The sequence below is a fragment of the Streptomyces sp. NPDC049887 genome (assembly GCF_040656535.1).
GTDB lineage: Bacteria > Actinomycetota > Actinomycetes > Streptomycetales > Streptomycetaceae > Streptomyces.
In genome coordinates this window covers 33,372-52,119 of sequence record NZ_JBFAMM010000029.1, presented here as the reverse complement: position 1 = coordinate 52,119, position 18,748 = coordinate 33,372, and the positions used below count along the sequence as shown (strand labels likewise).

Here is an 18,748-nt window from a genome sequence, read left to right as displayed (position 1 = left end):
GGCTCAGTGCTTCGCGGCGGGTGCGGCATTTCGCCGGGTGGACGGGGCCTCACTGCGCCAGTCCGGGTGCCCGGGCATCCTCGGGGTCTTCGCCCCGTAAAGCCAGCCCCTGAAGAACCCGGTCAGGTCGCGGCCCGAGATCCGCTGGGCGAGGGCGGTGAAGTCGGCCGTCGTCGCCGTGCCGTCCCGGTGCTCCGCGACCCAGGCCCGCTCCAGCGTCTCGAACGCGTCCTTGCCGATCTCCTGTCGCAGGGCGTAGAGGACCAGCGCACTGCCGTCGTACACGATCGGCCGGAACAGCCCCAGCTGCCGGCCGGGTGCCGCCGGCTTAGGGGCGGCCGGGGGCCCGCCTGCGGCGCGCCAGCCGTCGGACTGCGTGTACGCCTCGCGCATCCGCTCCTCGAGCGGCTGCTCGGCGTGCTCCTCCGCGTACAGCGAGCCGTACCAGGTGGCGTGCCCCTCGTTGAGCCAGAGGTCCGACCAGGTCCGCGGTGTGACACTGTTCCCGAACCACTGGTGGGCGAGCTCGTGGACCATGACCGACTCGACGTACCACTTGGGGTACCGGGTGTCGGTGAACATCGACATCTCGAAGAGCGACAGCGTCTGGGTCTCCAGGGCGAAGCCGGTCTCGGCCTGCGCCAGGAGCACTCCGTAGGTCTCGAACGGGTAGCGCCCGACCTTGTCCTCCATCCACGTGATGTGCGCGGGGGTCTTCTTGAGCCAGGGCTCGAGCCGTGCCCGCTGCGCCGCGGGGACGACGTCCCGGAGCGGCAGGCCGTGCGGGCCCTCGCGGCGGACGACGGCCGACTTCCCGATACTGACCTGGGCCAGCTCGGTCGCCATGGGGTGCCGGGTGCGATAGACCCAGGTCCTGGTGGCGGACGTGGCGGCGGGCCCGGCGGCACCGGTCCGGGCGGCCGGGACGGGGAGGCCGTTGGCCACGGCGGTCAGCCCTGTGGGTGCCGTGATGCGGAACGTGAAGTGCGCCTTGTCGGCGGGGTGGTCGTTGCACGGGAAGACCCGGTGGGCGGCGTCGGCCTGGTTGGCCATCGCCAGGCCGTCGGCCGTGCGCACCCAGCCGCCCGTCTCCCCGCCCTTCGGATCACTGGTGTGGGTGACGGTGAGAGCGAGGGGGGTACCCGCGTCCACGGCCTTCCGCGGGGTGATCACCAGGTCCTCGCCGGCGGTCGTGAACTCGGCACTGCTGCCGTTCACCTCGACCGCCCGTACGGTCCCGCCGGTGAAGTCGAGGTTGATCCGCTCCAGGTGCTTCGTGGCCCGTGCGTCGATCTTCGTCACGGCGTCCAGCGGCCTGCTGTTGGCGCCCCGGTAGGTGAAGGCGATGTCGTAGGCGAGGACGTCGTACCCGGGATTGCCCAGGTGCGGGAACAGCGGATCCCCGATCCCCAGCGGTTCGGGACCGGGCAGTACGGCGGCGACCAGCGTGGCCGAGGCGGCGACGAGCAGCGCCGCCCGCAGGCGTCGTGAGGTGATCAGCATGTCATCACCGCTACCAGCGCGGGGAACGCGGACCGTGGCGGCTCGCTCCGCGCACACCCGAAAGGGGTCGGGCGGCGGGGCAGGGCGGTCGCCCCGGGTCCGGAGGAGTACGGCGGCGGGTGACTCAGGGGGAAGCCGGGTGCCGGGCGCGGCTCACGTCGTACACCCCCGCCACCTCGCGCATCGCCCTCATCAGCGCGGGCAGCCCGGCGGCGTCCTGGAGCTGGAGCGTGTAGGTGTGGCGTACGCGCTGCTCGCTCGGCGGTTCCACGGTGGCGGAGACGACCGCAGCCCCGGCCGTGGCGATGGCCTCGGTGAGGTCCGCGAGGAGGCGGGGCCTGCCGAACGCCTCGGCGACCAGAGTGACGCGGCACTCGGCCGCCCGGCCCCAGCGCACCTCGACCGGCTCCCGCCCCATGGCGCGCATGCGGGACACACCCGGGCACTCGTCCCGGTGCACGGTGACCGCGCCGCCGCGGACCGCGAATCCGGTCACCACGTCGGGCGGCACCGGGGTGCAGCATCCGGCGAGCCGGACGGTGGCGTCGGGGAGGCCGGGCGCCTCGGCCACGGCGTTGGCGGCGGCCCGCCGGCCCCCGCCGGTGGACGCGGGCGCCCGGGGTGCGGCGGCCTGCGGCTTGGCGGCCTCGGGGTGCTCGGCGAGCCAGCTGGTGATCGCGATCCGGGCCGCGGGAGTACGGGCGTGGTCGAGCCAGTCCGGCGAGGGCCCGGATGCCGCGTCCTGGGCGAGCAGCGGCTGGACCGTGTCGCCGTCTCCCAGACGGGTGGCCAGCGCGGCGAGCCGGCCGTTTACGCGGGCCCCGACACAGGCGTGCGCCGCTTCGCCGTACTGCGCGTAGGCGGCGTCGACGCAGCTCGCCCCGGCGGGAAGGCCGAGGGTGCCGCCGTCCGCGCGGAAGACGGTGATCTCGCGGTCCTCGGCGAGGTCCGCCTGCAGCGAGGTCCAGAAAGTGTCGGGGTCCGGGGCCGACTCCTGCCACTCCAGCAACCGGGAGAGCCAGCCCGGCCTGGTGGGGTCGGCCCGCTCGCCGTCCGCCCCGCCGGAGGCGTCGCCCGCGGCACCGCCCCCGTCCGCGGTGTCCACCACCGTGTAGGGGTTGCCGAGGGCGACGACCCCGGCCTCGGCGACGCGGTGCATCTGGTGCGTGCGGATGAGGACTTCGGCCACGGCTCCGTCGGAGCCCGCGACCGCCGTGTGCAGGGACTGGTACAGGTTGAACTTGGGGGCGGCGATGAAGTCCTTGAACTCGGAGATCAACGGCGTGAAGCAGGTGTGCAGTTCGCCGAGGACGGCATAGCAGTCGGCGTCCTCGCCGACGAGGACGAGGAGGCGGCCGAAGTCCGTGCCCGACAGCTCGCCGCGTTTGAGTCGTAGGCGGTGCACGGAGACGAAGTGCCGCGGCCGGACGAGGACTTCGGCCGGGATCCCCGCGTCCCGCAGAACGGCTCCGGCGCTCTCGGCGACGGTGGCCAGGGCTCCCCCCGCGTCGGCGTTCTCCGCGATGAGCGCGCGGGTGCGTTCGTACTCCTCGGGGTGGAGGATCGCGAAGACCAGGTCCTCCAGCTCGGTCTTGAGCGCCTGGACGCCGAGCCGCTCGGCGAGCGGGATCAGCACGTCGCGGGTGACCTTGGCGATGCGCGCCTGCTTCTCGGGCCGCATCACACCGAGGGTGCGCATGTTGTGCAGCCGGTCGGCGAGTTTGATGGACATGACCCGGACGTCGTTGCCGGTGGCGACGAGCATCTTGCGGAAGGTCTCCGGCTCGGCGGCCGCGCCGTAGTCGACCTTCTCCAGTTTGGTGACGCCGTCGACGAGGTAGCAGACCTCCTCGCCGAACTCCGCCCGCACCTGGTCGAGTGTCACATCGGTGTCCTCCACGGTGTCGTGGAGCAGCGAGGCGGTCAAGGTCGTGGTCTCCGCGCCGAGTTCGGCGAGGATCAGCGTCACTGCGAGCGGGTGCGTGATGTACGGCTCGCCGCTCTTGCGGAACTGTCCGCGGTGCGAGGACTCGGCGAGTACGTACGCTCTGCGAAGGATCGTCAGATCGGCGTCGGGATGGTGGGCGCGGTGCGCCTCCGCGACATGGCCGATGGCGTCCGGGACCCGGTCCCGTGCGGTCGGACCGAGCAGCGCGGCTCTGCCCAGCCGACGGAGGTCGAGCCTGGGGCGGGCGCGTCGGCGGCTGGGAGCACCAGGGTTGGTGGCCTCTGCACTCATGCGGCTCCTCCGGCAGCGTCGACCGGCGGTGGGCGGAGCAGGTGTGCCCTGCCTGCCGGTGCTTGATGCTACCGAGCCCACCACGCAGCCGAGTTCAGCTCTCGCCGAGCGTGAATCGGATCACCCATTCGAGCGATGGTTCAGGGGATGTGCGTTCCCCTCGACGGTGCGGCCCGTGCCGCAAGGACGCCGGGGAACGCGGCCGAGGCCCGGTCCACGGGCGCGGTGGAGCGCCGGTCAGGCCGGGACCCCGAGCCAGGCGGGGTCGATGTGGCCCTCGGCGACGATCACGGCGGGACCGGTCATCTCGATCTCGCCGTCCGGGTGCTCGGTGATCACCAGCCGGCCGCCCGGGAGATCCACCGTGTACGTGACGGGGGCACCGGTCACGGCCGGGTCGGCGCCGTCCCTGCGCGCCGCCGCGACGGCGACGGCGCAGGCGCCGGTACCGCACGAACGGGTCTCGCCGGATCCCCGCTCGTGCACCCGCATGGCCACATGGCGCGGGCCCCGGTCCACGACGAACTCGATGTTCACTCCTTCCGGATACACCGAGGCCGGAGTGAACGGTGGCGCGGAGAGCAGTCCGCCCGCGTGGCCGAGGTCCTCGACGAACGCGACCGCGTGCGGATTGCCCATGTTCACGTTCCGGGCGGGCCAGCTGCGGCCGTCGACGGTGACGGTGACACCTTCCTCGGGGAGCCGGGCTCGGCCCATGGCGACGGTGATGCCGCCGTCCTTGTCGATGTGCACCCGCTTGACGCCGCCGCGCGTGGCCACCGCGAGGTCACCCGCGCCGACCAGGCCCGCCCGCCGCAGGTAGTGGGCGAACACCCGCACTCCGTTGCCGCACATCTCGGCGATCGAACCGTCCGCGTTGCGGTAGTCCATGAACCACTCGGCCTCGCCGGCCAGAGAACGCGCCTCGGGGTGCGCGGCGGAGCGCACGACGTGGAGCAGCCCGTCGCCCCCGATGCCCGCGCGGCGGTCGCAGAGCGTGGCGACCACGGAGGCGGGCAGCTCGATCTCGTTGCCGGGGTCCGGGACGATCACGAAGTCGTTCTCGGTCCCGTGGCCCTTCAGGAAGGCGATCGGCGAGGGCGGCGGCGTGGTCGGGGTGGCATCGCTGGTCACCCGACCATCGTAAGGGCGGGTGCGGACACTCAGCGGAGCCGGGCCACGCGCCAGACGGCGAGGGCGACGAGGGCCGCGGCCACCACGAGGTACAGGGCGATCACGCGCCAGTCGGGGCGCTCCCCGGAGCTCCGCTCGGGCAGGCCCGGCCAGGTGTGGCCGACACGGCGGGCGGCCATCATGCCCCAGCCCGCGGCGCAGCAGCTGATCAGCAGACCGAGCATGGCGACCACCGCACCGCCGTCCCCTGAGCCGAACGCGAGCGGGAACGCGAACATGAGCGAACCGAGGGCGGCGAGGCCCACGATGGGCGCGAGCTGCCAGATCCTGAGGCGCCGGGGCGGACGCAGCTCCACCTCGACCGCGCCGTCGCTGCCCGATCCGTCCGCGCCGTCCGCCAGCAGGTCCACGGTCTCGTCGGGGCCGTCGGGGCTCAGACGGGACAGGTCGTTCCGTGCCCGCTGTTCTCTGTCGCGAGGGCCGGCCTCCATCGCCACGCGCCCTCCCAACTCGGACCACTAGTCGATCGATGCTCGATGATGGCACGGCCCGGGGCACCTGAATGACGGCCGTGGCGTCCCGATGCCATCACGTGATCAGGCTGTAACCGGTCGTTCGACCAACGCGAGAGCCCGCCCCGGAAGTTCCCGGCGGTCCGCGGCGGCACCACTCAGCCAGTGCACGCGCGGATCGCGGCGGAACCAGGAGTCCTGGCGGCGCGCGAAACGCTTGGTGGCACGCACGGTCTCGGCGCGTGCCTCCTCCTCGGTGCACTCCCCCGCGAGCGCCGAGAGGACCTGCTGGTAGCCGAGCGCGCGCGAGGCGGTGCGCCCGGCCCGCAGCCCCTGCGCCTCCAGTGTCCGCACCTCGTCGACGAGACCCGCCTCCCACATGCGGTCCACCCGCAGCGCGATGCGTTCGTCGAGTTCGGGTCGGGCGACGTCGACGCCGATCTGCAGGGTGTCGTACACGGCGTCGTGGCCGGGCAGATTGGCGGTGAAGGGCCTGCCGGTGATCTCGATCACCTCCAGGGCCCGGACGATTCGCCGGCCGTTGCTGGGCAGGATCGCGCGGGCGGCGTCCGGGTCGGCTCCGGCCAGGCGCGCGTGCAGCACCCCGGAGCCGCGCTCCTCCAGTTCGGCCTCGAGCCGGGCGCGGACCTCGGGATCGGTACCGGGGAACTCCAGCGCGTCGATCGCACCGCGCACGTACAGCCCCGATCCCCCGACGAGGACGGGCGTACGGCCCTCGGAGAGCAGCCGGTCGATCTCCGCACGGGCCAGCTTCTGGTACTCGGCGACGCTCGCCGCCTCCGTGACGTCCCAGATGTCGAGGAGGTGGTGCGGAACCCCGCCGCGCTCCTCCTCCGTCAGCTTGGCGGTCCCGATGTCCATCCCGCGATAGAGCTGCATCGAGTCGGCGTTGACGACCTCGCCGCCGAGTCGCCGGGCCAGATGGACGCCAAGATCGGACTTGCCGGCCGCGGTGGGACCGACGACGGCGATGACCCGCGGTGCGGGGGCTGCGCTTCTCACCGGGCCAGTCTCGCAAATGCCACCGGCTGTCCCCGAACGAGCTACGTGACGGCACCTGCACGGGGTCGTTGCCTGTTGCGAGGTTCCGGCCGCCGGTCACTGGACCGGCGCCGCCGGGGCGGAGCGATGGGACGCTTCGGACGGCGCGGAATTTCGCCCACACGAGTAGGCTATGGAGTAGATATGGGCGTTTTTGCAAGGTTTCGCCGGAAAGCCAAAGGGGCTGTGGAGGCGTCGGCCGAGGAGGGCACGACCGGCCGTGCGACGGCCGGTCCCCAGGAGGACGCAGCCGGGGAACCTGCCGAGGACGCTGTGGAGGTGAAGGAGTCGGTGGAGGCGTCGGCGGACGAGGCAGCCGGCTCCGTGGGCCCCGCGAAGGGTGCGGACGACGGCGGGGCCGCGACCGGCGCCGTGTCCGGCGCCGAGGAGGCTACGGCAGCCTCCGGCGCGGCCGACGGTTCCGCACCGTCGGACGGGTCCTCCGGGACGGAACACGTCGAGATCCCGAAGCAGCAGTCCGTCGACGAGGCCGCGGACAACGGAGCAGGGAAAGGCGCCCGTAAGTAGATCCGGATGAGCGAAGGTGACCCATGGGCATCATGGACACGCTGAAGGCCAAGCTCGCCCCCGCCCGGGAGAAGGTCTCCGACCTCGCCCACCACCACGGGCACAAGATCGAGCACGGTTTGGACAAGGCCGCACGGACGGTCGACCATCGGACCAAGGGCAAGTACAGCGACAAGATCGAGTCGGGTACCGGCAAGGCCAAGGAGGCCCTGGACCGCCTCGCCCACAAGGACGACGGCACGCAGAAGGGCGGCGAAGGCACCCCGCCGCCGGCTTCCTGAGAGTGCGCCGGCGGACGGCCGCGGAGCTCCGGCTCCGCGGCCGTCCGCCGTGCCCGGGGGAAGTCCCGCCTCCCCCGTCCCCGCCGTGCACCGGTGCGGTCGTGCCGGGCGCCGCGGGGTCCCGTGTCAGGACCAGGCGGCGACGAAGTACCCGACGCCGTACGGGGCGTCCTCGTAGAGGAGCTGCCCCGTCAGACCGGCGCCCTCGGCGGCTCCCGCCAGGACCTGCCACGGTGCGCGCCCGGCCGCCTGGAGCTCCCGTGCGAGGGACTCGTCGAGCCCGGCGAGCACTGCGGTGTCCGCCGCCCCGAGCGCCCTGGCGGCCTCCGCGTCGAACGGCGCCGCGCGTTCGTCCAGGTATCCCGGCGCCTTGAGGGTACGGCGGGCACTGCCGTCGCCCATCACGAGCAGTGCGACCCGCCGGGCCCGTGCGGCGAGCTCCCGGCCGGTCTCCACGCAGCGCGCGGCGGCCAGATCGGCTTCCACGGCGAGACCCTCCACCGGGGCGAAGGACCAGTCCGCACGTTGCAGCAGCCAGGCCCCGACGGCCAGCGCCACGGGCAGCCGTCCCTCCGGCGCAGGCCCGTCGCCGGCCCCCAGCCGCACGGGCGAGGCGACGCCGAAGCCCTCGAAGGAACCGGGCGTCCCCTGGGCATGGGTGCCGGGCAGCTCGCCGGGGCCCGCGGGGCCCACCACGAACAGCACCTCGGGACGGGAGGCGGCCAGCACGCCCAGCACGTCGGCACACGCGGTCCGGGCCGCGTCGAGCTCGGAGGCGGCGCCTGCGGCCACCTCGGGCACGAGGAGCGGAGGACTGGGGCAGACGGCGGCGGCGACAAGCATGATCGCAGCCTAGTACGCGGGCTGTCCGGGTGGCCGCGGACGCCCGGCGGCGACCCACGACGGGCGGCCGGAGCACCCTCACGGGTGGCCGGGCCTCGCCGGACGCGCCGGCGACACGGCCCCGCCACTCACCGCCGGGTCAGCCGACCGCCGAGCAGCCGCCCGTCGGAGCGGGCAGCGGAGCCGGGACGCCGACCGTCGGCAGGCCGAGCATCACGCCGGCGGGCTGCTGCGGGGCGGCGTTGCGCTTCTCCCAGGCGTCACCCGCGCGAGTACGGCGCACGGTGGTCGTCTCGCCCTCGGCCAGCAGGTGGTGCGGGGCCGCGTAGGTGATCTCGACGGTCACCACGTCGCCCGGACGGACCTCGTCCGCGGGCTTGGTGAAGTGGACCAGCCGGTTGTCCGGCGCACGGCCCGACAGCCGGTGCGTGGCACCGTCCTTGCGGCCCTCGCCCTCGGCGACCATGACCTCCAGGACCCGGCCGACCTGCTTCTTGTTCTCCTCCCAGGAGATCTCCTCCTGGAGGGCCACCAGCCGCCCGTAGCGCGCCTGGACGACCTCCTTCGGGATCTGACCGTCCATCTCGGCCGCCGGAGTGCCGGGCCGCTTCGAGTACTGGAAGGTGAAGGCCTGGGCGAAGCGGGCCTCACGCACGACGTGCAGCGTCTGCTCGAAGTCCTCCTCGGTCTCGCCGGGGAAGCCCACGATGATGTCGGTGGAGATGGCGGCGTGCGGGATCGCGGCACGGACCTTCTCGATGATGCCGAGATACCGCTCCTGCCGGTACGAGCGGCGCATCGCCTTGAGCACCGTGTCGGAGCCGGACTGGAGCGGCATGTGCAGCTGCGGCATCACGTTCGACGTCTCGGCCATCGCGGCGATCACGTCGTCGGTGAAGTCGCGCGGGTGCGGGGAGGTGAAGCGCACCCGCTCGAGGCCCTCGATCCTCCCGCAGGCGCGGAGGAGCTTGGAGAACGCCTCTCGGTCGCCGATGTCGGAGCCGTACGCGTTGACGTTCTGGCCGAGCAGCGTGATCTCCGAGACGCCCTCGCCGACCAGCGCCTCGACCTCGGCGAGGATGTCGCCGGGGCGGCGGTCCTTCTCCTTGCCGCGCAGCGCGGGCACGATGCAGAACGTGCAGGTGTTGTTGCACCCGACGGAGATGGACACCCAGGCCGCGTACGCGCTCTCGCGACGCGTCGGCAGCGTGGAGGGGAACGCCTCCAGCGACTCGGCGATCTCGACCTGCGCCTCTTCCTGGATGCGGGCGCGCTCCAGCAGCACGGGCAGCTTGCCGATGTTGTGCGTGCCGAAGACGACGTCGACCCAGGGTGCCTTGGTGACGATGGTGTCGCGGTCCTTCTGGGCGAGGCAGCCGCCGACGGCGATCTGCATCCCCGGCCGGCGGGCCTTCATCGGGGCGAGCCGCCCGAGATTGCCGTACAGCCTGTTGTCGGCGTTCTCCCGGACAGCGCACGTGTTGAAGACGACGACATCCGCCTCGCCCTCACCCGTGCCCTCGGGCGCCCGGACATAGCCCGCGTCCTCCAGCAGGCCGGACAGCCGCTCGGAGTCGTGGACGTTCATCTGGCACCCGTAGGTGCGCACCTCGTAAGTCTTCGCGCTCATCTCGCACACCAGGGTACGGGGTGGCGGCCGCCCGCCGCCCCCGTGTTCCCCGGGCTGGAGGGGGAGGGCCATGGGCGGGACGGGGAGAGCCGATCTTGCGCGCCGGAAGGAGGGCCTGGCCGGCACCGCACGTGAACTGGCAGGATCGCGCCATGTTCCCCGCTCTGTCCCGAATCAGCCGGCGCCGCGCCCTGCAGGGCTCCGCGGCGCTGGCCGTCGTGTGCGCGCTGCTGCTGTGGTGGCTGCTGCCGATGGACGACAGCAGCCCGAGCGGCCGGCTCACGTTCAGCACGGGCGTGCAGAGCGGCGTGTACCAGCGGTACGGCGACCTCCTCAAGAACGCCCTGGCCCACGACCTGCCGAAGGTCTCGATAGAACTCCGCAAGAGCGAGGGCTCCCAGCAGAACCTCGCCCGGGTCGCGAGCGGCGAGGCCGACTTCACGATCGCGACCGCCGACGCGGTGGCGAAGTACCGGCGCGACGGCAGGCCGGGCGCCGACCGGCTGCGTGGCTGCGCACGGCTGTACGACGACTACGTACAGCTCGTCGTGCCCCAGGGCTCGCCCGTGGAGACCCCGGCCGATCTGCGCGGCAGGCGGGTCGGCGTCGGTCAGGACCGCTCCGGTGTCCGTCTGATAGCGGACCGGGTGCTCACGGCCGCGGGCCTCGACGCCCGCCAGGACATCGAACCGGTGTCCGCCGGCCTCGACACGTTGCCGGGACGGCTGGAGCGGGGCGAGCTGGACGCCTTCTTCTGGTCGGGAGGGCTGCCGACCGGCACGATCCAGAAACTGTCGGAACGTTTCCCCGTACGGCTGGTGCCGGTCGGCGACAGGCTCATCGGCCGCGTCCACGCGACGGGCGACGCTACGCGCCACTACCACTCGGCGGTGATCCCGGCCGAGGCCTATCCGCAGATGGGCGCCAGGTCCCCGGTGCAGACCGTCGCCGTGGCCAATCTGCTCGTCACGACGGACCGGGCGGACCCGGAGCTGACCGAGCGGTTCACCCGGACCGTGATCAGGAGCCGGGACCGGATCGGCCGTGAGGTCCACCCGGCGCAGCTCGTGGACCTGCGGACGGCGATCTACACGGACCCGCTGCCGCTCCACGAGGGCGCCCGCCGCTACTACGGCTCGGTGAAGCCGTAGGGCGAGCGCCGGGGGCACGGGCTCCGGCCGGTCGGCCCCGTCCGGACCGGCCGGTCCCCACCTCAGGCCGTCGGCGGATGGCGCGGCAGCGTGACCGTCACCCGCAGTCCGCGCGGTTCGTTGTGCGCGTACCCGATCGAGCCGCCGCCCGCCGAGAGCAGTGCGCGGGTGATGGAGAGTCCGAGGCCGGAGCCCTTCACGTTCTGGTGACGGCCACTGCGCCAGAAGCGGTCCCCGATCCGGGCGAGTTCCTCCTCCGTTAGCCCCGGGCCGCCGTCGGCGACCACGACCGTGGAGGTCGTGCCGTCCGCCGAGGCCGTGACCGTGACCTCCTCCCCCTCGGGCGTGAACTTCAGCGCGTTGTCGATCACGGCGTCCAGGGCGCTGGACAGCGCGATCGGGTCGGCCCAGGCGGTGACGGCCGGACCGCGGCCGCTGAGCCGGACGCCCTTCTCCTGCGCGAGGGGGCGCCAGGCGGCGACCCGTTCGGCCGCCAGCTCACCGATGTCGGTGAGCCGGATGTCGGCGGAGGCGTGCTCGGCCAGGGCCAGGTCGAGCAGATCGTCCAGTACCCGGGCGAGCCGCTTGCCCTCCGTGCGCACGGAGGCGATCTCCTCGTTGCCCTCGGGCAGTTCGAGGGCGAGGAGCTCGATCCTCAGCAGCAGGGCGGCGAGGGGGTTGCGGAGCTGGTGCGAGGCGTCGGCGACGAAGGCGCGCTGCTGCTCCAGCACCAGCTCGACGTTGTCGGCCATCTCGTTGAACGACCGGGCCAGACGCCTGAGTTCCGGCGGGCCTCCGGCCGCGGCGACCCTGGAGTTCATCCGGCCGGTCGCGATGCCGTGCGTGGCGGCGTCGAGGATGCGCACCGGCCGCAGCACCCAGCCGGTGAGCCGGAACGCCGCGCCCACGGCGACGAGCATCGCCGCGGACTCGCCGGCCACGATGACCAGCCATCCGCGCAGGATGCGCGAGCGCAGCTGCCCCGTGGGCGAGTCGGTGACGACGACGGCGACGACGTCGCCGTCGCGCACCACCGGCGAGGCGACGACGATCCGGCCGTCCTGCTGCCAGGGCCATACCTGCGGTGGATCGTGGCTGCGGCGGCCGAGCAGGGCCTCGGCGAACGCCTGGCGACCCACCCCGGTCTCCGGAACCTCCCAGTACCAGGGGGCCCGGGCCATCGCGGCATCGCTGCGGTGGAAGACGCCCGCGTGGATCCCGTACACATCGTTGTAGCGGGTCAGTTCCTCCTCGAGGGTGGTGAGGCGCTCGTCCCGGCCCGGCACGCCCTCCGTGACGAACTGGGCCTGGGCGGCGAACCGCGCCGTGTCGTCCAGCCGGTCGACCACCACCTGCTGCTGCTCGGCGGCCGCCAGGCTCACCGCGAGCGGGAACCCCAGGGCGAGCAGGACGCCGGCCATGAGGACGATGAGGAGCGGGAGGAGGCGGGTACGCAAGGGGAGGGCGCGCCTTTACGCGACGGGGTCGACCAGGCGGTAGCCGACGCCGCGCACGGTCTCGATGAGGGCGGGCATACGCAGCTTGGAACGCAGCGACGCCACGTGCACCTCCAGCGTCCGGCCGGTCCCCTCCCAGCTGGTGCGCCACACCTCGCTGATGATCTGCTCGCGGCGGAAGACGACACCGGGCCGCTGCGCGAGCAGCGCCAGCAGGTCGAACTCCTTGCGGGTCAGCTGCACGTCCGCACCGTCGACGCTGACGCGGCGCGTGGGCAGTTCGATGGTGACCGCGCCGAGCCTGAGCGCGCTGTCGGAGCCCGGCGCGGCCTCCTCGCCGGGCCCGGTACGCCGGCTGACGGCGTGGATGCGGGCCAGCAACTCGCCGGTGTCGTACGGCTTCACGACGTAGTCGTCGGCCCCGAGGTTCAGCCCGTGGATGCGCGAGCGCACGTCGCCCCGCGCGGTGACCATGATCACCGGCGTGGTGGTGAGCTTCCGGATCTTCCCGCACACCTGGTAACCGTCCTGGTCCGGCAACCCCAGATCGAGCAGGACGACCCCGAAGGGAGCCCTGCCCTCGGCGGCCGCCGGGAGCACGGCCTGGAGCGCCTCCTCGCCGTTGCGGGCGTGGGTCACCTGGAAGCCGTGGCGTGCGAGCACCGCGGACAGGGCCGCGGCGACGTGGTCGTCGTCCTCTACGAGCAGAAGTCTCATGTGGCCCCCCTCCCGGGCGTGGCTCTCGCGTTGTTACCAGGGCATAAAGACCGATAGTCCCATCATGAGTCAAGAGGGTTACCGGCCACCTGGGGTTTTTCGTTATCCACCCGGTACTGCGTCCGCCGCCCCGTTCACCCAGTGTGTCCGGTTGCAGCCGGATCGTTATGCTCAATTTCCGCTCAGATGTAATGACGGTGGTCGGAGTGCGTCATTAAGGTCCTCCCAACCGAGGAGGACGGAGCAAGAAGCCGATGAGCGGAGTATCAGTGACCAAGGGCGCCGAGGACGCCGTGCCGGCCACGACGGACCTGGTCGTACTGAGCAACGTCAACAAGCACTTCGGCGCGCTGCATGTACTCCAGGACATCGACCTGACGATCGCGCGCGGCGAGGTCGTGGTCGTGATCGGGCCCTCCGGGTCCGGCAAGTCCACGCTGTGCCGCACGATCAACCGGCTGGAGACGATCGACTCCGGCTCGATCACGATCGACGGAAAGCCGCTGCCCGACGAGGGCAGGGAGCTGGCCCGGCTGCGCGCCGACGTCGGCATGGTCTTCCAGTCGTTCAACCTCTTCGCGCACAAGACGGTGCTGGAGAACGTCATGCTGGGCCAGCTGAAGGTCCGCGGGACGGACAAGAAGGCCGCCGAGGAGAAGGCGCGCGGCCTGCTCGACCGGGTGGGTGTCGGCTCGCAGGCCGACAAGTACCCGGCGCAGCTCTCCGGCGGCCAGCAGCAGCGCGTCGCGATCGCCCGGGCGCTGGCGATGAACCCCAAGGTCATGCTGTTCGACGAGCCCACGTCGGCGCTGGACCCCGAGATGATCAACGAGGTCCTCGAGGTCATGCAGCAACTGGCGCGTGACGGCATGACGATGGTCGTCGTCACCCACGAGATGGGCTTCGCGCGCAGCGCCGCCAACCGCGTCGTCTTCATGGCCGACGGCAAGATCGTCGAAGAGGCCACGCCGGAGGAGTTCTTCAGCAACCCGCGCAGCGACCGGGCCAAGGACTTCCTCTCGAAGATCCTGCACCACTGAACCCGTCCGTTCCTGGGCATCGTTCGGCCCGGGCAGGTTCTGCTGATCGCACACATCACGTCCAACCAAGGGAAGTTCACATGAAGCTCCGTAAGGCCTCCGCCGCCGCGGCCGCCGCAGTCGCGCTCGCTCTCACCGTCACCGCCTGTGGCTCCGGCAAGAAGGACGACGCGGCCGGCGGCGGTTCCGCGGGCGGCGGCGACAAGATCACGATCGGTATCAAGGTCGACCAGCCGGGCATCGGCCTGAAGACCCCCGACGGCAAGTTCGTGGGCTTCGACGTCGACGTGGCCAAGTACGTGGCCAAGGAGCTCGGTTACGAAGAGGGCGACATCGTCTTCAAGGAGACCAAGAGCGCCGACCGCGAGACCGCGATCGAGCGCGGTGACGTCAAGTTCATCGTCGCCTCCTACTCGATCAACGACAAGCGCCTGGCCAAGGTGGACTTCGCCGGCCCTTACCTGCTGGCCCACCAGGACATCCTGGTCCGCGCCGACGACGACTCCATCAAGTCCCCGGCGGACCTGAACAACAAGAAGCTCTGCTCGGTCACCGGCTCGACCTCGGCGCAGAACGTCAAGGACAAGCTGGCCCCGAAGGCGCAGCTGCAGGAGTACGGCGGCTACTCCGAGTGCCTCACCGGCCTGGAGAACAAGGTCATCGACGCGCTGACCACCGACGACTCCATCCTCGCCGGCTACGCCGCGCAGGACGCCTTCAAGGGCAAGTTCAAGCTCGCCGGCTTCAAGATGAGCAACGAGAACTACGGCATCGGCCTGAAGAAGGGCGACACCGAGCTCAAGGACAAGATCAACAAGGCGCTGGAGAAGATGGTCCAGGACAAGTCCTGGGACAAGGCCGTGGCGGCCCACTTCGGCCCGGCCGGCTACCAGAACGAGCCCGCCCCGAAGATCGGCAACATCGTCAAGTAACGCCTGGCCGACCGGGCGCGCCGCCGCTGACGGCGGCGGCGCGCCGAGTCCTTCCCACTCGCAGACGCGGAAGCGCGGGAGATCGTGTTCGACTTTCTTGATATGGACGCCCTGCTGGGCGCCTTCTGGGTGACGGTGAAACTCACCGTCTACTCGGCCATAGGCTCCCTGATATGGGGAACGCTGCTGGCCGGCATGCGGGTCAGCCCGGTGCCGCTGATGCGGGCCGTCGGCACCGCGTACGTGAACGTCGTGCGTAACATCCCGCTCACCGTCGTCATCCTCTTCACCTCGCTGGGTCTCTTCCAGACCCTCAGCGTCACCCTGGGCGGAGGAGACAACTTCGTTGTGGTCAACTTCCGTCTGGCGGTGCTGGGCCTGATCGCCTACACCGCGGCCTTCGTGTGCGAGGCGCTGCGGTCCGGCATCAACACCGTGCCCGTCGGCCAGGCGGAGGCGGCGCGCGCCCTGGGCCTGAGCTTCACCCAGGTGCTGACGCTCATCGTCCTTCCGCAGGCCTTCCGGTCGGTCGTCAACCCGCTGGCCAACGTGCTGATCGCGCTGACCAAGAACACCACCGTCGCGGCGGTGATCGGTGTCGCGGAGGCCTCGCTCCTGATGAAGGAGTGGATCGAGACGTACGCCGCCCTGATCCCGATCGTCGCGGTCTTCGCGTTCGGCTTCATCTGCCTCACGCTGCCGACCGGACTGGTGCTCGGCTGGGTGAGCAGGAAGGTGGCGGTGAAGCGATGACTTCCGTCCTCTACGACGCCCCCGGCACGCGTGCCAAGCGGCGCAACATCGGCTACACCGTCCTGTTCCTGGCCGTGCTCGCGCTGGCCGTGTGGTGGGTCTACGACGGCCTGAACTCCAAGAACCAGCTCGACTGGGTCAAGTGGGAGCCGTTCTTCACCAGCTCCCAGCCGTACACCACCTACCTCTGGCCCGGACTGCAGAACACCCTGATCGCCGCGACCCTCGCGCTGGTCATCGCGCTGCCGCTCGGTGCGGTCTTCGGCATCGCCCGGCTCTCCGACCACCGTTCGGTCCGCGCCGTCGCCGGCACGGTCGTGGAGTTCTTCCGCGCCATCCCCGTACTGATCCTGATGCTGTTCGCCAACGCGGCCTACGCCGACTTCACCGACGTCAGCAGCGATGTGCGCCCGCTGTACGCGGTGGTCACCGGCCTGGTGCTCTACAACGCCTCGGTCCTCGCGGAGATCGTCCGAGCCGGCATCCAGTCCCTGCCGCGGGGCCAGACGGACGCCGCCAAGGCGATCGGCATGCGCAAGGGTCAGACGATGCGGCACGTGCTGCTGCCGCAGTCGGTGACGGCCATGCTGCCGGCCATCGTCAGCCAGATGGTGGTCATCGTGAAGGACACCGCCCTCGGCGGTGCGATGCTCTCCTTCAACGAACTGCTGTCCTCCGTCCGGCCGATGAGCGCCAACTACGGTGCCAACACCATCGCCTGCTTCACCGTCGTCGCCGTCATCTTCGTCGCGCTGAACTTCGCCCTCACCTCCGCGGCGGGGTGGTTGGAGCGCAGGCTGCGGCGCGGCAAGAAGAGCACGGGCGCCGTCGTGCACACCGGTCCCGGCGGCGGTCTGGAGCCGGTGGGGCCCGCCGACGGCCTCTCCGCACAGGGCGACTTCAAGTCTGGCGCCGGAGGCGGGGGCTGACCCCGCGAGGGTGCAGGAACCCCCGGAGGGCGGCGGCGCGAAGGCGTCCGCCGCCCTCCGTCGCTTGACGGGGGCACCGGCAGTGGGTTGCATACGTTCTGTGATCGCACACCGGGTGCCAGCCGGCCCATTCCCCCTGTTCACTCCGTCCCGGCAGGTCTCAGGAGCAGCGCCGTGGACCCGGTGATCGTCGTCGGCGCGGGGCCGGTCGGGCTCGCGCTCGCCCTCGCCCTCGCCGCTCAGGGCGTTCCTTCGGTGGTCCTCGACGAGGGCGAGGGCAAGGACGAGCCGCGCCCCGCGCGTACGGTCCTCCTGCGCGCGGACACCGCGGCGCTCGCCGAGCGGCTGGGCTGCACCACGATCCGTGACGAGGGAGCCCGCTGGGCCGGCTGGCGTTCGCTGCGGCGCAAGCAGGAACTGCGCCGGGTGGAGTTCCACGGAGAGGATCTGCCGGCTCCCGTGCACATCCCCCAGCACGCCCTGATGCGGGGACTGCGGGACGCGGTGGACGCGGCGGACCTGGTGCGGGTCGCCGCGCACAGCCGTCTCGACGCGCTGGAACAGGACGGGAGGGGTGTCACCGCGCACACGCGCGGGCCCGGGGCGACCTGGTGGCGCGGGAGCTTCCTGGTCGGCTGCGACGGGGCCAGGTCGACGGTCAGAAAGCTCCTCGGGATCCGGTTCCCCGGCCGGACCGCCGTGGAGCGCCACGCCGTCGCCGCCCTGCGCACCGAGCTGCCCTGGCCCGACGAGGGTGTACTGCACCGGCTGCCGCCGTGGCGCGCGGTCGGCGACGAGGTGACCGCGCGACCGCTGCCCGACGGCGTCTGGCGGCTGGACTGGCTGCTGCCCGCGCGCGGCGAACTGGTGACGCCCGACGCGTTGGTGTCACGGGTCCGGGACACGCTGGCCGGCTGGTGCGAGGGACCGCCGCAGTACGACCTCCTCGACACCGGCGTCCACACCCTGCACCACCGGCTGGCCCGACGCTGGCGGGTGGACCGCGCCTTCCTCGCCGGGGACGCGGCCCATCTCCTCGGCGCGGTCGGCACCCAGGGCGTGGACGAGGGCATGCGCGACGCCGACAATCTGGCGTGGAAGCTCGCCCAGGCCTGGCACCACGGCGCCTCCGACACCCTCCTCGACAGCTACCAGGCGGAACGTCGCACGGCGGTTGCCGCACGGCTGCGGGCCGCGGACCAGTCCCTGCCGATACTGCGCGGCACCGGTGGCCTGCGGACGTACCTGCCGGGCGCCACGCGGGGGCACGACACGCTGCTGACGGACGGTCATCTGGGGCTCGGCGCGCTGGGTGCGCCCCCCGCCTACCCGCACTCCCCCCTCACACCCCAGCACGCCGACGTGCACACCGCAGTCGGAACCCCGGCCGGTGCCCCGGTGGCGGACGTGGCCGTGACGACGCCCGACGGGACGGCCGCCCGGCTGCGGGACCGGCTGGGCCGGGCCCGGCTGCTGGTGGTCCTGATCGCCCCCGGTACGGGCGTGTGGGACCGGCGCCACTGGGTGACGGCCGGCGTCATGCCCCGGCTCGCCTCGACGGTGTCGGAGCTGCCCGCCCGGGCGGAGCTGCTGGTCGCCGAGTCCTATCCGGGTGCATCGGCGCACACGGTGCTGCTGGTCAGGCCGGACGGGCATCTCGCCGCCGCCTTCGGGGGCGTGCGTCCGGCCGAGCTGCACGCCGCGGCCGACGCGGTGCGTGGAGGTGCGCCCTCGACCTCGGAGTCCCGCGCCGAGCACGCGACCGCCCGGTCGGACTGAGCACCCGCCCGCACTGCGGACATCCGTTGACCGGCACGGACGCACATGGTGTACTCCGGGGCGTGACCGACACCGATGTGCGCCTGTGGCGGAGGGTCCACATGGACCTGCTCCGCTATGCGGGCTGCGTGTGTCGACGGTCTTGCTGACCCCGCCTTCCCTCTCTTTCCCCTGCTTTCGCGGCCGCGTTCGCGCACGGGTGTCCCCGTGCGGGCGAGCACGTCGGCCGTGGGCGTCTCAGCGAGTCCCCAGGACGGT

Annotated in this window: 18 protein-coding genes; 9 read left to right on the top strand and 9 right to left on the bottom strand. The window is 72.0% G+C overall.

Annotated features, from left to right (window positions below; all coding sequences use genetic code 11):
- Window positions 1–3: 3 nt before the first annotated feature.
- The 5 genes from AB0J10_RS28175 to miaA form a co-directional block, all read right to left on the bottom strand.
- The gene (locus tag AB0J10_RS28175) at window positions 4–1,503 is read right to left on the bottom strand and encodes a M1 family metallopeptidase (RefSeq protein WP_363065273.1); all 1,500 of its coding nucleotides are present in this window, start codon (window positions 1,501–1,503) and stop codon (window positions 4–6) included.
- Window positions 1,504–1,627: 124 nt separating this feature from the next.
- Window positions 1,628–3,742 carry an HD domain-containing protein gene (locus AB0J10_RS28170; RefSeq protein WP_363065271.1) on the bottom strand — a complete coding sequence of 705 codons (2,115 nt, stop codon included), beginning with the start codon at window positions 3,740–3,742 and terminating at the stop codon, window positions 1,628–1,630.
- 237 nt (window positions 3,743–3,979) lie between these two features.
- Window positions 3,980–4,876, bottom strand: coding sequence for a diaminopimelate epimerase (dapF, locus tag AB0J10_RS28165; RefSeq protein WP_363065269.1), 897 nt, complete (start codon window positions 4,874–4,876; stop codon window positions 3,980–3,982).
- A 29-nt stretch (window positions 4,877–4,905) separates the two neighbouring features.
- Window positions 4,906–5,367, bottom strand: a complete 462-nt coding sequence (locus AB0J10_RS28160; protein ID WP_363065335.1) for a hypothetical protein — start codon at window positions 5,365–5,367, stop codon at window positions 4,906–4,908.
- A gap of 105 nt (window positions 5,368–5,472) precedes the next feature.
- On the bottom strand, window positions 5,473–6,411 hold the full coding sequence (gene miaA, locus AB0J10_RS28155; RefSeq protein WP_363065267.1) for a tRNA (adenosine(37)-N6)-dimethylallyltransferase MiaA: 939 nt from the start codon (window positions 6,409–6,411) through the stop codon (window positions 5,473–5,475).
- A 225-nt stretch (window positions 6,412–6,636) separates the two neighbouring features.
- Between miaA and AB0J10_RS28150 the strand changes: the two genes are divergently transcribed.
- Both AB0J10_RS28150 and AB0J10_RS28145 read left to right on the top strand, forming a co-directional pair.
- Window positions 6,637–6,978, top strand: coding sequence for a hypothetical protein (locus AB0J10_RS28150; RefSeq protein ID WP_363065265.1), 342 nt, complete (start codon window positions 6,637–6,639; stop codon window positions 6,976–6,978).
- Between the two features lie 23 nt (window positions 6,979–7,001).
- On the top strand, window positions 7,002–7,259 hold the full coding sequence (locus AB0J10_RS28145; RefSeq protein WP_269728039.1) for an antitoxin: 258 nt from the start codon (window positions 7,002–7,004) through the stop codon (window positions 7,257–7,259).
- A gap of 126 nt (window positions 7,260–7,385) precedes the next feature.
- Here the strand turns inward: AB0J10_RS28145 and AB0J10_RS28140 are convergent, their stop codons facing one another.
- Window positions 7,386–8,102 (bottom strand): class III extradiol dioxygenase subunit B-like domain-containing protein, encoded by a 717-nt coding sequence (locus AB0J10_RS28140; protein ID WP_363065263.1) that lies wholly within the window; start codon window positions 8,100–8,102, stop codon window positions 7,386–7,388.
- A gap of 139 nt (window positions 8,103–8,241) precedes the next feature.
- The gene (gene miaB, locus AB0J10_RS28135; RefSeq protein ID WP_363065260.1) at window positions 8,242–9,732 is read right to left on the bottom strand and encodes a tRNA (N6-isopentenyl adenosine(37)-C2)-methylthiotransferase MiaB; all 1,491 of its coding nucleotides are present in this window, start codon (window positions 9,730–9,732) and stop codon (window positions 8,242–8,244) included.
- Window positions 9,733–9,884: 152 nt separating this feature from the next.
- Between miaB and AB0J10_RS28130 the strand changes: the two genes are divergently transcribed.
- Window positions 9,885–10,883 (top strand): TAXI family TRAP transporter solute-binding subunit, encoded by a 999-nt coding sequence (locus AB0J10_RS28130; RefSeq protein ID WP_363065259.1) that lies wholly within the window; start codon window positions 9,885–9,887, stop codon window positions 10,881–10,883.
- 62 nt (window positions 10,884–10,945) lie between these two features.
- Here AB0J10_RS28130 and AB0J10_RS28125 read toward each other — a convergent pair whose 3' ends face one another.
- Window positions 10,946–12,340: a HAMP domain-containing sensor histidine kinase gene (locus tag AB0J10_RS28125; RefSeq protein WP_363065258.1), complete on the bottom strand. Its 1,395-nt coding sequence runs from the start codon at window positions 12,338–12,340 to the stop codon at window positions 10,946–10,948.
- Between the two features lie 15 nt (window positions 12,341–12,355).
- Complete coding sequence (locus AB0J10_RS28120; protein ID WP_363065257.1) at window positions 12,356–13,057, bottom strand: response regulator transcription factor; 702 nt, start codon at window positions 13,055–13,057, stop codon at window positions 12,356–12,358.
- Window positions 13,058–13,311: 254 nt separating this feature from the next.
- Here AB0J10_RS28120 and AB0J10_RS28115 point away from each other — a divergent pair, with 254 nt between their 5' ends.
- The 6 genes from AB0J10_RS28115 to AB0J10_RS28090 all read left to right on the top strand — a co-directional run bounded on the left by AB0J10_RS28115 (window position 13,312) and on the right by AB0J10_RS28090 (window position 18,639).
- Complete coding sequence (locus tag AB0J10_RS28115; protein WP_363065256.1) at window positions 13,312–14,097, top strand: amino acid ABC transporter ATP-binding protein; 786 nt, start codon at window positions 13,312–13,314, stop codon at window positions 14,095–14,097.
- Window positions 14,098–14,177: 80 nt separating this feature from the next.
- The gene (locus AB0J10_RS28110) at window positions 14,178–15,029 is read left to right on the top strand and encodes a glutamate ABC transporter substrate-binding protein (protein WP_269728045.1); all 852 of its coding nucleotides are present in this window, start codon (window positions 14,178–14,180) and stop codon (window positions 15,027–15,029) included.
- An 84-nt stretch (window positions 15,030–15,113) separates the two neighbouring features.
- On the top strand, window positions 15,114–15,782 hold the full coding sequence (locus AB0J10_RS28105; RefSeq protein WP_363065255.1) for an amino acid ABC transporter permease: 669 nt from the start codon (window positions 15,114–15,116) through the stop codon (window positions 15,780–15,782).
- Window positions 15,779–16,711 (top strand): amino acid ABC transporter permease, encoded by a 933-nt coding sequence (locus AB0J10_RS28100; protein WP_363065254.1) that lies wholly within the window; start codon window positions 15,779–15,781, stop codon window positions 16,709–16,711. Before AB0J10_RS28105 ends, AB0J10_RS28100 begins: the two co-directional genes overlap by 4 nt.
- A gap of 174 nt (window positions 16,712–16,885) precedes the next feature.
- The gene (locus AB0J10_RS28095; protein ID WP_363065253.1) at window positions 16,886–18,490 is read left to right on the top strand and encodes an FAD-dependent monooxygenase; all 1,605 of its coding nucleotides are present in this window, start codon (window positions 16,886–16,888) and stop codon (window positions 18,488–18,490) included.
- A 62-nt stretch (window positions 18,491–18,552) separates the two neighbouring features.
- Window positions 18,553–18,639, top strand: coding sequence for a putative leader peptide (locus tag AB0J10_RS28090; RefSeq protein ID WP_363065333.1), 87 nt, complete (start codon window positions 18,553–18,555; stop codon window positions 18,637–18,639).
- Window positions 18,640–18,748 lie beyond the last annotated feature (109 nt).